Genomic DNA, 13,484 nt, shown 5'->3' with positions numbered 1-13,484 from the left:
TTGACCTATGACCGCGACCTGATCGGCTACGGCGCCAACCCTCCCGATCCCAAATGGCCAGGCGGCGCGCGCATCGCCATCAATTTCGTGATGAATTACGAGGAGGGCTCGGAGCCCTCGATGCAGGACGGCGAGGGCTATACCGAGACCGCGTTGACCGAATCGAGCAGCCTCAGCATGGCGGTGAAGGGGCGCGATCTCGCCGGCGAAGGCATGTTCGCCTATGGCAGCCGCGTCGGCTTCTGGCGCTTGATGCGGCTCTTCCAGGAGCGCGGCCTGCCTTTGACCGTGTTCGGCTGCGCGCTCGCGATCGAGCGCAACCCGGAGGCCGCCGCCGCGATCCGGACCTCGGGCTTCGACGTCTGCTGCCATGGCTGGCGCTGGATCAAGCATTACGAATTGAGCGAGGAGGAGGAACGCAAACATATCGCCAAGGCGATCGCCTCGCTCGAAGCCACGCTCGGCGAGCGCCCGCTCGGCTGGTACTGCCGCTATGGGCCGAGCGTGAACACGCGCAGGCTCGTGGTCGAGGACGGCGGCTTCCTCTACGATTCCGACGCCTATGACGATGAGTTGCCCTATTGGAAGGTCGTCGACCGCAAGCCGCATCTCGTCGTGCCCTATTCGCTCGCCAATAATGACGGCAAGTTCGGCTCGGGCTATTTCGCGACCTCGTCCGACTATTTCGATTGGCATAAGGACGCTTTCGACATGCTCTATGCCGAAGGCGCGACGCAGCCCAAGATGATGTCGGTGGGTCTGCATATGCGCCTGATCGGCCATCCCGCCCGGGCGGCGGGGCTCGCGCGCTTCCTCGACTATGTCCAGGCCCATGAAGACGTCTGGATCACCGGCCGTCTCGACATTGCCAGGCATTGGGTGAAGACGCATCCCTTTGCCGGCGCCCTCGCCTGAAGGAACCTATCTTGGCCTCGCATGATCTGATCGTCGCGCTCGGCGACACGCGCTACCGCGTCGAACGGCCCTTCGGCTCCTGGCCGCAGAACACCGGCTTCGTCACCGATGTCACGGTCGATTCCCGCGGCCATGTCTTCGTGATGCTGCGGCACGACCCTCTGGTGCATCCCAACGATCCCCGCGTGATCGAACTGGCACCCGATGGCACCTATCTCGGCGGCTGGGGCGGCGATCTGATCGCGGATTCCCATATGCTGACGGCCGATGCCGCCGGGCGCATCCTCTGCGTCGATCGCGACATGCACGAGATCATCATCTGCTCGGCCACGGGCGAGCGGATCAACGGGCTGGGCCAACGCGGCCAGCCGCTCGCGCCCTTCAACCACCCCACCGACATCCATGTCTCGGCCTGGGGCGAGATCTATGTCGCGGACGGCTATGCGGCGAGCCGGGTGCACCGCTTCTCGGCCTATGGCGTTCATATCCAGAGCTGGGGCGAGCATGGCGACGGCGACGGGCAGTTCGGCTGGCCGCACGCGATCTGGACGCATGCCGATGGGCGCGTGCTGGTCGTCGACCGTACGCATGACCGCGTCCAGATCTTCGACCACAACGGCAACCATCTCGGGAACTGGACCCATTTCCGCGACCCCGTGGCGATCTGGGGCGACGAGGACGGCAATAGCTATGTGACCGATACCCAGCCGACCCTGCAGAAAATCAGCCCAAAGGGCGAGAAGCTCGGCCGCTGCCGCCCGTTCCTGAACGGCGCGCATGGCATCTTCGGCACGCCCGAGGGCGATATCCTGCTGGCCGAGAGCAGCCCCAGCCGGCTCACGCGGCTGCGGCGGCTTTGACGACCGCGCCGATTTGTATGGCTTGAACGGAATGGCGCGGAGGGGCCGGCCTCGCGTGATCAGCGTGGTAGCGGAGGCACCGCTGCGCTGAAAGCGTTAGCAATCTCAGCGCGGCTCGCGACCCAGAGCTTCTCCCGCCGTCCCGCCAGCAGTCGCAGAATATCGCGAAAGGCGGCGAAGCGCGCCGGGCGGCCGACGATGCGCAGGTGGAAGCCGATGTTCAAAAGCCGCGGCAGGCCGCGCGCCGCCTCGTCCTCCAGAACGCCGAGCGCATCCTCGACATAGTCGACCATCTCGCGGGCGCGGACGAAGCCGTTGGGATGGAAGAACTTCATGTCGTTGCTGTCGAGCGCATAAGGCACGACCAGCAAGGGGCCGCTCGCCGGCGAGCGATCCCAATACGGCAAATCGTCGTCGAAGCCGTTCGAGGTGTAGAGGAAGCCGCGCTGCGCCAGCAATTCGCGCGTCCAGGGGCTTTCGCCACCCCTGCAGAAGAAGCCCAGCGGCCGCTGCCCGGTCGCGGTCGTGATCGCCTCGACGCAGCGCTCGATGTCGGCCGCTTCGCGTTCGGGATCGTCGTAATCGGCATGCGGCCGCCAGCGCCAGCCGTGGATGGCAGGTTCATGGCCGCGCGCGACGATCGTCTTCGCCAGCCCCGGCAGGCGCTCGACCGCACGACCGCAGAACAGGAAGGTCGATTGGATCGCGCTTTCGTCGAGCGCAGCGAGCATGCGCCAGAGCCCGGCGCGTGTGCCGTAACCGAAGATCTGCTCCTGACCCTGGTCGCGCTTGCCGGGCGGCACCACGCTGATCACCTCGCCCATGGTCTCCGAGCGCGCATCGCCGTCGCCGACCTGAAGCTCGGCGCCTTCCTCGAAATTGACCACGACGGAGACGGCGAGACGCGCGCCGTTGGGCCAGGTGAAATCGGGCCAGGTACCGCCATAGCCGAGGAGATCGCGTTCGCTCATGACGGCGAGCCTAGCTGCGACCGGCGCCGCGGCCAATCATGGGCAATGCGTTTTCGCCCGCCATCATGATTGCGAGACCACAGCTCAGATCTCGGCCGCATCCAGCCGCCGATAGAGCGGCAGCGCGAGCGGCGCGATCCGGCGCACGATGCTGCGGAAGGGCTGGGATTTTGGCTCCGACAGGGGCAGGCCCAGCGTCTCGATCGCCACGCCCTGCGTCGCCCGGGCGAGCTCGCGCCCAAGCGAGATCGACAAGGCGACCGCCCGGCCATTGCAACCGACCCAGGCAAAGCCGTCCGGTCCCAGACGATGGATGCGCGGGAAGCCCGGCACCTGCGGCGTCAACAGATTGTCCGGGGTCATGCCGACATAGCCCGACCAGACATAATCGAACTCGACATCGCCGAGCTGCGGCCAGAGCCGCTTCAGGCGCTCCGCCACAGCCGGACGCAGATTGGCGCCGCCTGCTCCGGGGAAGACCGCCGCGCCGCCGGTGACCAGGCGATTGCGGGCGTCCCAGCGGGCGAAATAGAGCTCGCGATGAGTGTCCGACATGGCCTGCCGGGCAGGGATGACGGTCTTGGCGATGTTGTCGCTGAGCGGCTTGGTCGCCATCTGCCAGGACAGGACGGGGATGACCTCATCGGCGATTTCGGGCGCGAGGCCTGCCTCGCATTCGCCGGTATAGGCGTTGGTCGCCAGCACCAGCGCTGGTGCCGTGACGGAGCCCCGCGCTGTCTTCACGCGCCAGCGGCCGTTCTCATGCGCCATCGCGATCGCAGGCGAGCGGGCATGGATGACCGCGCCGAGCTTCAGCGCGACCTCAGCGAGGCCACGGGTCAGTGCGAGCGGGTTGATATGGCCGCCGGTCGGGTTCCAGAAGCCGCCGAACCAGGCCTGCGAGCCCAGCATCTCGGCAGTCGCGGCGCGATCGAGAAGCTCGACCGGCGCTCCGATCGCCGACCACTCCCTGACCCGTTTCTCGGCGAGCTTGAACCGGCCGGGCGAATGCACCGGCTGGACCCAGCCGGCCTGCTCGGCCTCGGCCGGGATGTCGTATTTGCTGATGAGGTCGAACAGATACTGGGCGCTGTCGCGTAGCACCGCGTTGAAGCGCTCGCCGGCCGCGCCATGGCGCTTGACCATGGCGGAGGGGTCGTGGCCGGCAAGCGTTGGGATGACCTGGCCGTTATTGCGCCCCGAGGCGCCCCAGCCGGGCTCGGCAGCCTCCAGCACCACGACGCCGATTCCGGCCTCGCGCAGATGGATCGCGGTCGAGAGGCCGGTGAAGCCGGCTCCGATGACCACGACGTCAGTGGTGACATCCCCGTCCAGCGCGGCAAGGGCCGGGCCGGGCTGAGCGGTCGCGGCCCAAAGCGAGGGCGGCCAGGTGATGGAAGGGGAGGCTGTCATGGGGTGGGTCTCGTCAGGCGAAGACGAAGGCGCAGCATGATGCGCCTCCGGGTGAAGGGCGCCATCCTCGCCTCGCTTTGTCCCAGCCGCAAGTCGGCGCCTCCCCCCAAGGCGACCAAGACGAGATGTATTTGCTATAAATCAACCGGAAAAGAGAATTAACTGATCGTTCTTTCGCGTCTTCTTTCCTTCTGTTGAAAGTTTCATCTTCGAAACGCTATGTGTGCGGCGCAGCGCGATCTGCCGGAAACGCTTTGGCGCGCCGGTTGCGCGGCCGGGCCCGTTCGGCTGAACTCGGCACCCGTTGGCTTTGGATTCAAGGGGGCGTCATGCCACTCAAGCATGTTCTCGGTATCGACCACGTCATGGTTACGGTGCGCGATCTCGATGCGTCGGCCGCCGCCTGGAAGCGCCTGGGGTTCACGGTCTCGCCGCGCGGCACGCATTCGCCGCATCTCGGCTCCGGCAACTACACGATCATGTTCGGCGAAGATTATATCGAGCTGCTCGGCATTCTCACCGAGACCGAGCACAACAAGCCGATGCGGGACTTCCTCAGAACCCGCGAGGGTGTGGAGCGCGTGGCCTTCACGACCGACGATGCCGCCGCCGGCGTCGCCGAATTGCAGGCGCGCGGCATCGCCGCGGACGGGCCGGTGCATTTCGGCCGACCGGTCGAACTGCCCGGCGGACGCGTCGGCGAGGCCAAATTCAACGTCTTTCGCTGGCCGCTGGACGAGAATCCGGGCGGCCTGCGGATTTTCGCCTGCCAGCACCTGACGCGCGAGACGGTCTGGGTCCCGGAGTGGCAGAGCCACGCTAATGGTGCGACCCGCATCCGGCGGGTTGAAGTTCTCACTGCCGACCCCAAGGCGGCAGCCGCGCATCTGAGCCGGCTGATCGACGAGCCAGCCTCGGAAGTCGAGGGCGGCTGGCAAGTGCCCTCCGGCGGCAAACGCGCCGATGTGCTCTTCTCCGAGGCTGCCGCATTCGCCGGGCGCTACCCGCAGGCGGCGCGCACTGGGGTCCCGCCCGAGGGGCTGGCTTCGGTCGTGCTGGAAAGCGCCGACATCGCGCTGACGAAGGCTGCGCTCGGCGCAGAGGCGCTCGCCCATGACGGCGCCGTCAGCGTGCCCGCGAGCGCCGCCAACGGCATCATCGTGAGCTTCGTACCACAGTAGAGCGCGCCTTCTTTTTGGGCGGCGCCGTTGTTGACCGGCGCTGCCAAGGCTCGCATCGTTTCCGTTACGTGATCGCAGGACCAAGGATTTCCGTCATGGACATGACCCGCCGCGCCGCGCTTTTGACCAGCGCCGCCATTGCCGCGAACGTGCTGAACCCGATGCGCTCCTTCGCGCAGGCGACGCCACGCAAGGGCGGGGTCTTCACGGTGCATTACGGTGCGGAGCAGCGCCAGCTGAACCCGAGCCTGCAGGCCTCGACCGGCGTCTACATCATCGGCGGCAAGATCCAGGAGCAATTGGTCGATCTCGACGCGGCCGGCCAGCCTGTCGGCGTGCTCGCCGAGAGCTGGGAGGCGGCGCCCGACGGCAAAACCATCACCTTCAAGCTGCGCAAGGGCGTGAGCTGGCATGACGGCAAGCCCTTCACCTCGGCGGATGTGCAGTTCACCGCCATGGAGATGTGGAAGAAGATCCTGAACTACGGCACGACGCTGCAGCTCTTCCTCACCGCCGTCGACACGCCCGACCCGCTGACCGCCGTGTTCCGCTATGAGCGGCCGATGCCGCTTGCCCTGCTGCTGCGGGCGCTGCCCGATCTCGGCTACATCTCGCCGCGCCATCTCTATGAGGGCAAGGGCGACATCCGGCAAAACCCGGTCAATCTCGCGCCGATCGGAACCGGCCCGTTCAAATTCGTGACCTATGAGCGCGGCCAGCATGTCATCGCCGACCGCAACGCCGATTACTGGCGGCCGAACGCGCCTTATCTCGACCGCATCGTCTGGCGCGTCGTCACGGACCGCGCCGCAGCGGCTGCCCAGATGGAAGCAGGCCAAATCCATTACAGCCCGTTCTCAGGGCTGACGATCTCGGACTCCGCCCGCCTCGCCAAGGATCCGCGCTTCATCGTCTCGACCAAGGGCAATGAGGGCAATGCCCGCACCAACACGGTGGAGTTCAACTTCCGCCGCAAGGAGCTCGCCGATATCCGCGTCCGCCAGGCGATCGCACATGCGCTCGACATCCCCTTCTTCATCGAGAATTTTCTGGGCGATTTCGCCAAGCGCGGCACCGGACCGGTGCCCTCGGTCTCGACCGATTTCTACCCGGCCGATAACGGCCCGCAGTACCCGTTCGACAAGAAGCTCGCGGCCAAGCTCCTCGACGAAGCCGGCTTCAAGGCCGGCGCTGGCGGCACGCGCTTCTCGCTGCGGCTGCTGCCCGCGCCCTGGGGCGAGGACATCTCGCTCTTCGCCACCTTCATCCAGCAGTCGCTCTCCGAGGTCGGCATCAAGGTCGAGGTCGTGCGCACCGATGGCGGTGGCTTCCTGAAGCAGGTCTATGACGATCACGCCTTCGACCTCGCCACCGGCTGGCACCAGTACCGCAACGACCCGGCCGTCTCGACGACGGTATGGTACCGCTCCGGCCAGCCCAAGGGCGCGCCCTGGACCAACCAATGGGACTGGACCGACCCGGTAATCGACAAGATCATCGACGACGCCGCGACCGAGGTCGATGTCGCCAAGCGCAAGGCGCTCTATGGCGATTTCGTACGCCGGGCCAATACGGAAATCCCGATCTGGACGCCGATCGAGCAGATCTTCCTGACCGTGATCAACGCCAAGGCCCGCAACCACTCCAACACGCCGCGCTGGGGCTCCAGCTCCTGGCATGATTTGTGGTTGGCGGAGTGAGCGCCTCACCCATCGAACCCGTCGCTTCCGGCCGATTTCCATGCGCATTCTCGTCCTAGCGGGGCGGCGGCTTGCCGCCTCGATCCCGACGCTGGTGTTGATCCTGATCGGCGTGTTCCTGCTGCTGCAATTCGCGCCGGGCGACACGGTCGATGCGATGATGGCGCAGATGGGCGGCGGCGATGCGGCGACCGCGCGCGAGCTGCGCCGGTTCTATGGCCTGGACCTCTCGGTCTGGGCTCAGCTCGGCAATTATCTCTGGCGATTGGTCCGGTTCGATCTCGGCTTCTCCGCCATCTACGGCAAGCCGGTCGCGACCGTGATCGCCGAGCGGCTGCCGGCGACGATCCTGCTGATGACCGCCTCGCTGTCGCTTGCCTTCTTCTTCGGGCTGATCCTGGGCGTCGTCGCCGCGCGCGGCGTCAATCGCTGGCCGGACACGCTGATTTCGACGCTCGGCCTCGTCTTCTATGCGATGCCGACCTTCTGGTTCGGTTTGATGGCGATCGTCGTCTTCGCGATCTACCTGCAATGGCTGCCGGCCGGCGGGTTCGAGGACATCACGATCGCCCATGCCGGCCTGTCGCGCATTCTCGACATCGCGCAGCACCTCGTCCTGCCGACGCTGACGCTCGGCCTGTTCTACATGGCGATTTATCTGCGCATCATGCGCGGCTCGATGCTGGAGGTGCTGAACCTCGATTTCGTCCGCACGGCCCGGGCCAAGGGCATGGACGAGACCCGGGTCGTGGTACGCCATGTCCTGCGCAATGCGCTCCTGCCGATGGTGACGCTGATCGGCCTGCAGGCCGGCACGATGCTAGGCGGCTCGGTCGTGGTCGAGAGCGTGTTCTCGCTGCCGGGACTTGGGCGCCTTGCCTATGAATCCGTGGTGCAGCGCGACCTCAACACCTTGCTCGGCATCGTCTTCGTCTCGGCGCTGCTGGTGATCGCGGTCAATTTCATCGTCGACTTGCTCTATGCTCGGCTCGACCCGCGCATCACCACAGGGGCCTGAGGCGATGGCGCTGGTGAAACGCTATCTCCGCAGCCCATCGGCGATCATCGGCCTGTTGCTGCTGCTCGCCGTGCTCACCATGGCCGCCACCGCCGGCTGGCTCTATCCCAAGGATCCGCTGGCACTCGCCGGGCGGCCATTGGTCTGGCCGTTCAGCAATCCGCGCTTCCTGCTCGGTACCGACAATTCCGGCCGCGACATCGCCGCGCAGATCTTCCATGGCGCGCGTATCTCGCTCCTGATCGGCGTGGTCGCCACAGTGATCTCGATCATGATCGGCATCACCATCGGCGCCTTCGCCGGCTATTATGGCGGCTGGGTCGATACCGCGCTGATGCGCGTCACCGAAGCCTTCCAGACGCTGCCGAACTTCCTGCTGCTTCTGGTGCTGGTCGCGGTCTTCGGCTCGACCATCACCACCGTGACGGTCGCGATCGGCATCGTCTCCTGGCCAGCTTCGGCGCGGTTGACGCGGGCTGAATTCCTGTCGCTGCGCAATCGCGAATTCGTCCAGGCCGGGCGCACGCTCGGCCTCAAGGACGCCAAGCTGATCTTCGGCGAGATCCTGCCCAACGCCCTGCCCCCGGTGATCGTCTATGCCAGCGTCGTGATGGCGGTCGCGATCCTGCTGGAAAGCGCGCTCGCCTTCCTCAAGCTGTCGGACCCCAATGTCGCCTCCTGGGGCAATCTGATCGGCGCCGGCCGCGATGTGCTGCGGGTGCAATGGTATGTCTCGGCCATTCCCGGCATCGCGATCCTCGTCACCGTGCTCGCCGTCTCGCTGGTCGGCCAGGGACTCAACGACGCGCTCAACCCGAGGCTGAGAGGTCGATGAGCCCGATCCTCGTTCTCGACGCCGTCAGCGTGAAGCTGCCGAAGGGCGCGGATCGCTCGCACGCCATGACGGAGGTGACGCTTTCGGTCGCCGCCAATGAAATCCTCTGCGTCGTCGGCGAGTCCGGCTCTGGCAAATCGATGACCGCCAATGCGATCATGCGCCTGCTACCGGACGGCGTGGAGATCGATGGCGGGCGCATCCTGTTCGAGGGGCACGATCTCGCCGGCGTCAGCGAGGCGCAGATGCGTAGGGTGCGCGGCGCCGGCATCGCGATGATCTTCCAGGAGCCGATGACGGCGCTGAACCCGCTGCGCTCGATCGGCGACCAGATCGGCGAGATGTTCGAGATCCACACGCAGCTCTCGAAAGCCGAGATCGGCGCGCGCGTGCTGGCGCTGCTCGAAGAGGTTCGCATTCCCGATCCTGCGCTGGCCGCAAAAGCCTATCCGCACGAACTCTCCGGCGGCCAGCGCCAGCGCGCCATGATCGCGATGGCGCTGGCGCTCGACCCCAAGCTGCTGATCGCCGACGAACCCACCACGGCGCTCGACGTGACGACGCAGGCGCAGATCCTCGAGCTGATCCGCGACCTGCAGAAGCGCAAGGGCACTGCCGTGCTGTTCATCACCCATGATTTCGGCGTCGTCGCCGAGATCGCCGACCGGGTCGCGGTGATGAGCCAGGGCCGCGTCGTCGAGCAGGGCAGCGTCGGCACCGTGCTCGAGAACCCGCAACACGCCTATACCAGGCAGCTCATCGCCGCCGTGCCGCCGCTGAAGGCGCCGCCGCCGCGCGCGCTTTCGACCGAGCCGATCCTGAGCATGGAGCATGTCTCCAAGACCTATCGTACCGGCGGCTTCCTCGGACGTGGGCAGCGCGTGACCCATGCGGTCAAGGATGTCTCACTGGTGCTGCCCAAGGGCGGCACGCTCGGCATTGTCGGCGAGTCCGGTTCCGGAAAGTCGACGCTGGCGCGCTGCCTTGTGCGCCTGATCGACCCGGAAAGCGGCGAGATCCGTCTGAACGGCCGCGATCTGGCCTGCCTGACCCGCGAGGAGATGCGGACCGAGACCCGCCATATCCAGATGGTGTTCCAGGATCCCTTCGCCTCGCTCAATCCCCGCCGCAAGGCCGGCGAACTGGTGGCGCAAGGGCTGATCGTACATGGCACGCCGCGCGAGCAGGCTCTGGCCCGCGCCAGGGAGCTCTTCGCACTGGTCGGGCTCGACCCGGCAGCGACCGACCGCTATCCGCATGAATTCTCCGGCGGCCAGCGCCAGAGGATCGGCCTTGCGCGGGCCCTGGCGCTGGAGCCGGATGTGCTGGTGGCGGACGAGCCAGTCTCGGCGCTCGACGTTTCCGTGCAGGCACAGGTGCTGAAGCTGCTCGCCGAATTGCGGCAGCGGCTGGGCCTGTCGATCGTCTTCATCACCCATGATCTGCGCGTCGCGGCACAGGTCTGCGATCTCGTCGCGGTGATGAAGAGCGGCGAGGTGGTCGAGACCGGCCTCATCGGCGAGGTCTTCGGCAACCCGCAGCATGCCTATACGCGGGCGCTGCTCGCCTCGATTCCCGGTCGCGACTTCGGATTAAGGCGCGAGGCGGTGACGGCATAATACTGACGGCGTTTGGCCCCGGCTTATGGCTGAGTCGCCGCCGTCATTCCGGGGCGATCCGAAGGATCGAGCCCGGAACCCAGAACCGATGCCGCTGCTCGAGAAGGCGCGAGGCACCGGCTCGCTTCACGACGACCCGCATCGGTTCTGGGTTCCGGGCCCATATTCTTTCGCGTTATTGGCTTCGCCATGTCCCGGAATGACGGCGGAGGACAGCGCCATCGGTCAGCTCTGGAGGCCGTGACGGTATAAGTCGAAGCTCCGCTGCGATCGCAGGCAGGCTCACCGCCCGCGAAAGACCGGTTCGCGCTTGCCGAGGAAGGCCGCGACACCCTCGCGGAAATCCTGCGTCCGCGTCGCCTCCAGAAAGCGCCGGCGCTCGTTCTCCAGATGCGCCTCCAATGGCGTGGCGAACGCATCGTCGATCAGGCGCTTGAAGCTGCCATAGGCCTCTGTCGGGCCCGCTGCGATGCGCGCGGCGATCTCGCCTGCGCGGCTTTCGAGCTCGGCTTGCGGCACGACCTCGGCGACGATGCCGGCTGCCAGCGCGGCCTGCGCATCGAGAACCTGCCCGAGCAGCATCATGGCGAAGGCGCGTCCGCGCCCGACCTTGCGCGGCAGGAACCAGGTGCCGCCGCAATCGGGCGGCGCGCCGATGCGGTCATAGGCGATGACGAAGCGAGCCTTGTCGCTTGCCAGCAAAATGTCGGCGCTGAGCGCGAGGCTCAGACCGGCACCGGCAGCCGGCCCCTGCACGACGGCAAGGACGGGCGCTGGGCAGGCGCGCAAGGCGAGGATCGCGGGGTGGAGCGCTCCGAGCAGGGCGTCAACGATCTGAGCCGGTTCATCGCCGAAACTCGCGACATCGCCGCCTGCCACGAAAGCGCGCCCTGCTCCGGCGAGAACGATGCAGCGCAGGCCCGCCTGCGCGACGACATTGGACACAGCCTCCCGAAAGGCCGTCGCGGTCGCGACATCGATGGCGTTCAGCACATCGGGACGGTTGAAGGTGATGCGGGCGATGCCGCTTGCCGCATCGAATGTCGCGGTGACCGCCGTATCGGCCATGATCAGCATCCTTCTCTGTTATCCGCCCTTAGGGCTCGCGGAGTTGCCAACGGACTCTAGCCGATGGACGGCGAATCATCGCCGGCCTTGCCTTCCGCCCGCCGCAGCGTCACCTAAAGGCGATGCATCGTCGTCTCGTCTTCGAGGAGCCTGTCTCGCGCGCCGCGCTATGGAGCCGGCGGCTGGCCTGGTTCTCGCTCGCCGTGCTGCTGCTGTCGGTGCTGGTGTTCCGGGCGGGCGAGCCGAGCCTGCAGGGGCTGGCTCCGATCCTGGGCGCCTATGGCTTCGTGCTGCTCGCGCTGCTCCTGTCAGTATTGGCCTTCATCCGCATCTGGCAGTCCGGCCATCGCGGCGTCGGCATGGCGGCCCAGGCTTTCGCCCTCGCCCTGCTGCTGCTCGCGCCGGCAGGCTATGTCGGCTTCAAGCTCGTCACGCTGCCGGCCCTGAACGACATTTCGACCGATATCGACGACCCACCCGCCTTCAGCCGCTCGCGCGTCGCGCTCGATGCGCGCAAGGGCCGTGTACCGCCCGATGTCTCGCCTGAGCTGCGGCGGGCTCAGCGCCAGGCCTACCCCAAGACCTTGCCGATCATTCTGGAGGTGCCGGCGGAGATGGCTTTCGACATCGCCAGGCGCGCGGCGCTCAATCGTGGCTGGCAGGTGCTCGAATCGGCGCGGCCGGGCGGCCGCAGCGGGGCTGGCCGCATCGAGGCGGTGGCGCGCACGCGCCTGCTGCGCTTCTCCGACGACATCACCATCCGGGTGCGCCCGCGTGCCGATGGCAGCCGGATCGATATCCGCTCGGCCTCGCGCCTCGGCACGCATGATCTCGGCGCCAACGCCGCGCGCATCGCGGCCTTCGCTGAAGAGGTCGAGTTGCTGGTCGAGACCCGCTGAAGCTAGATTCGCCGGTAGCGGCTCGTCAGCAGCGGCAGGGCGTCGTCGCAGGAGACGCTGCCGCGCTGGACGAGATCTTCCAGCTGCGCCAGCACCGATAAGCTGGCCGCCCCATGCAAGGCCGGGGCGAGCCCCTGATAGATCGCCGGCACCATCTCGGCGATGCGCTCGTCACCCACGCTCAACCGGTTGAGGATCGCCGCCTCGCGCTGGCGACGATGCTGCACCAGGCCGCGCAGGAGGCGTTGCGGTTCCATGACGGGACCACCATGGCCGGGCCAGTAGAGGCGGTGCTCCATGCCGCGCAGTTTCTCGATCGAGGCCATATAGGCCGCCATCGAGCCATCGGGCGGAGCAACGACGCTCGTCGACCAGGCCATGACATGGTCGCCCGAGAACAGGCTCGCCTCCTCGGCAAGAGTGAAGGCGACATGGTTGGCGGTGTGGCCGGGGGTGTCGACCGCCGTCAGCGTCCAGCCTGGCCCGGAGACATGGTCGCCGTCGCGCATCAGCAGGTCGGGCGCGTAGCTACGGTCAGCCGCGGCATCGAGCGGATTCACCTCGCCGAGTGCAAGCTCGCGCGCCGCGCGATGCGGGCCGCAGCCGACGATGCGCGCGCCAGTCGCTGCCTTGACGGCGGGGACGGCCGGCGAATGGTCGCGATGGGTGTGGGTGACGACGATATCGGTCACGGTCTCACTGGCCACCGCCGCGAGCAGCCGCGCGACATGGGCTGGGTCGTCCGGCCCCGGATCGATGATCGCGACCCGGCCGCGCCCGACGATATAGGTACAGGTGCCGGTGAAGGTCATCGGCCCGCCATTCCCAGCGATGACGCGCCGGACCAATGGCGAGAGCTCCGCGATCTCGCCCGGCGGGGTCGTGGCCGTCCTGTCGAACTCGATCTCGCCGCTCATGCCGCTGCCTCTGCCTCGCCTTGCGCTCCGGGCCGCCCATGCGCACAGCTTCCGCGCGCTTGTGAGGCTTTGCCGCATTTCCTATAGA

Annotated in this window: 12 protein-coding genes; 8 read left to right on the top strand and 4 right to left on the bottom strand. The window is 66.9% G+C overall.

The window, feature by feature from the left end; translation table 11 throughout:
• A complete protein-coding gene (locus tag BMZ97_RS21950; protein ID WP_092174620.1) occupies positions 1 to 915 on the top strand; it encodes an allantoinase PuuE in 915 nt (304 codons plus the stop codon).
• Positions 916 to 926: 11 nt separating this feature from the next.
• A complete protein-coding gene (locus BMZ97_RS21945) occupies positions 927 to 1,775 on the top strand; it encodes an NHL repeat-containing protein (protein WP_210188302.1) in 849 nt (282 codons plus the stop codon).
• A 59-nt stretch (positions 1,776 to 1,834) separates the two neighbouring features.
• Here BMZ97_RS21945 and BMZ97_RS21940 read toward each other — a convergent pair whose 3' ends face one another.
• A complete protein-coding gene (locus BMZ97_RS21940; protein WP_092174617.1) occupies positions 1,835 to 2,746 on the bottom strand; it encodes a polysaccharide deacetylase family protein in 912 nt (303 codons plus the stop codon).
• An 84-nt stretch (positions 2,747 to 2,830) separates the two neighbouring features.
• A complete protein-coding gene (locus BMZ97_RS21935) occupies positions 2,831 to 4,159 on the bottom strand; it encodes an NAD(P)/FAD-dependent oxidoreductase (protein WP_092174614.1) in 1,329 nt (442 codons plus the stop codon).
• A 329-nt stretch (positions 4,160 to 4,488) separates the two neighbouring features.
• Here BMZ97_RS21935 and BMZ97_RS21930 point away from each other — a divergent pair, with 329 nt between their 5' ends.
• The 5 genes from BMZ97_RS21930 to BMZ97_RS21910 all read left to right on the top strand — a co-directional run bounded on the left by BMZ97_RS21930 (position 4,489) and on the right by BMZ97_RS21910 (position 10,512).
• Positions 4,489 to 5,340 (top strand): VOC family protein, encoded by an 852-nt coding sequence (locus BMZ97_RS21930; RefSeq protein ID WP_092174611.1) that lies wholly within the window; start codon positions 4,489 to 4,491, stop codon positions 5,338 to 5,340.
• Between the two features lie 95 nt (positions 5,341 to 5,435).
• The gene (locus BMZ97_RS21925) at positions 5,436 to 7,040 is read left to right on the top strand and encodes an ABC transporter substrate-binding protein (protein ID WP_092174608.1); all 1,605 of its coding nucleotides are present in this window, start codon (positions 5,436 to 5,438) and stop codon (positions 7,038 to 7,040) included.
• A 40-nt stretch (positions 7,041 to 7,080) separates the two neighbouring features.
• Positions 7,081 to 8,058 carry an ABC transporter permease gene (locus BMZ97_RS21920; RefSeq protein ID WP_092174606.1) on the top strand — a complete coding sequence of 326 codons (978 nt, stop codon included), beginning with the start codon at positions 7,081 to 7,083 and terminating at the stop codon, positions 8,056 to 8,058.
• A gap of 4 nt (positions 8,059 to 8,062) precedes the next feature.
• Positions 8,063 to 8,893, top strand: a complete 831-nt coding sequence (locus tag BMZ97_RS21915; protein WP_092174603.1) for an ABC transporter permease — start codon at positions 8,063 to 8,065, stop codon at positions 8,891 to 8,893.
• Positions 8,890 to 10,512 carry an ABC transporter ATP-binding protein gene (locus tag BMZ97_RS21910; protein WP_092174600.1) on the top strand — a complete coding sequence of 541 codons (1,623 nt, stop codon included), beginning with the start codon at positions 8,890 to 8,892 and terminating at the stop codon, positions 10,510 to 10,512. Before BMZ97_RS21915 ends, BMZ97_RS21910 begins: the two co-directional genes overlap by 4 nt.
• A gap of 282 nt (positions 10,513 to 10,794) precedes the next feature.
• Here BMZ97_RS21910 and BMZ97_RS21905 read toward each other — a convergent pair whose 3' ends face one another.
• Positions 10,795 to 11,580 carry an enoyl-CoA hydratase/isomerase family protein gene (locus BMZ97_RS21905; protein ID WP_092174780.1) on the bottom strand — a complete coding sequence of 262 codons (786 nt, stop codon included), beginning with the start codon at positions 11,578 to 11,580 and terminating at the stop codon, positions 10,795 to 10,797.
• A gap of 122 nt (positions 11,581 to 11,702) precedes the next feature.
• Here BMZ97_RS21905 and BMZ97_RS21900 point away from each other — a divergent pair, with 122 nt between their 5' ends.
• Positions 11,703 to 12,479: a DUF1499 domain-containing protein gene (locus tag BMZ97_RS21900; RefSeq protein WP_092174598.1), complete on the top strand. Its 777-nt coding sequence runs from the start codon at positions 11,703 to 11,705 to the stop codon at positions 12,477 to 12,479.
• A gap of 2 nt (positions 12,480 to 12,481) precedes the next feature.
• Here BMZ97_RS21900 and BMZ97_RS21895 read toward each other — a convergent pair whose 3' ends face one another.
• Positions 12,482 to 13,396: an MBL fold metallo-hydrolase gene (locus BMZ97_RS21895; protein WP_092174595.1), complete on the bottom strand. Its 915-nt coding sequence runs from the start codon at positions 13,394 to 13,396 to the stop codon at positions 12,482 to 12,484.
• Positions 13,397 to 13,484: the final 88 nt, after the last annotated feature.

Origin of the sequence: Allobosea sp. OK403, from assembly GCF_900113835.1 — a bacterium.
Taxonomy (GTDB): domain Bacteria; phylum Pseudomonadota; class Alphaproteobacteria; order Rhizobiales; family Beijerinckiaceae; genus Allobosea.
Note: the sequence above shows the minus strand (reverse complement) of the source record. Positions and strands in the feature narration are given on the sequence as shown.

Excerpts from the sequence above, each read along its gene's own strand:
- BMZ97_RS21940 (WP_092174617.1), bottom strand. The coding sequence starts at position 2,746 with ATGAGCGAACGCGATCTCCTCGGCTATGGCGGTACCTGGCCCGATTTC.
- BMZ97_RS21935 (WP_092174614.1), bottom strand. The coding sequence starts at position 4,159 with ATGACAGCCTCCCCTTCCATCACCTGGCCGCCCTCGCTTTGGGCCGCG.
- BMZ97_RS21930 (WP_092174611.1), top strand. The coding sequence starts at position 4,489 with ATGCCACTCAAGCATGTTCTCGGTATCGACCACGTCATGGTTACGGTG.
- BMZ97_RS21925 (WP_092174608.1), top strand. The coding sequence starts at position 5,436 with ATGGACATGACCCGCCGCGCCGCGCTTTTGACCAGCGCCGCCATTGCC.
- BMZ97_RS21920 (WP_092174606.1), top strand. The coding sequence starts at position 7,081 with ATGCGCATTCTCGTCCTAGCGGGGCGGCGGCTTGCCGCCTCGATCCCG.
- BMZ97_RS21915 (WP_092174603.1), top strand. The coding sequence starts at position 8,063 with ATGGCGCTGGTGAAACGCTATCTCCGCAGCCCATCGGCGATCATCGGC.
- BMZ97_RS21910 (WP_092174600.1), top strand. The coding sequence starts at position 8,890 with ATGAGCCCGATCCTCGTTCTCGACGCCGTCAGCGTGAAGCTGCCGAAG.
- BMZ97_RS21905 (WP_092174780.1), bottom strand. The coding sequence starts at position 11,580 with ATGGCCGATACGGCGGTCACCGCGACATTCGATGCGGCAAGCGGCATC.
- BMZ97_RS21900 (WP_092174598.1), top strand. The coding sequence starts at position 11,703 with ATGCATCGTCGTCTCGTCTTCGAGGAGCCTGTCTCGCGCGCCGCGCTA.
- BMZ97_RS21895 (WP_092174595.1), bottom strand. The coding sequence starts at position 13,396 with ATGAGCGGCGAGATCGAGTTCGACAGGACGGCCACGACCCCGCCGGGC.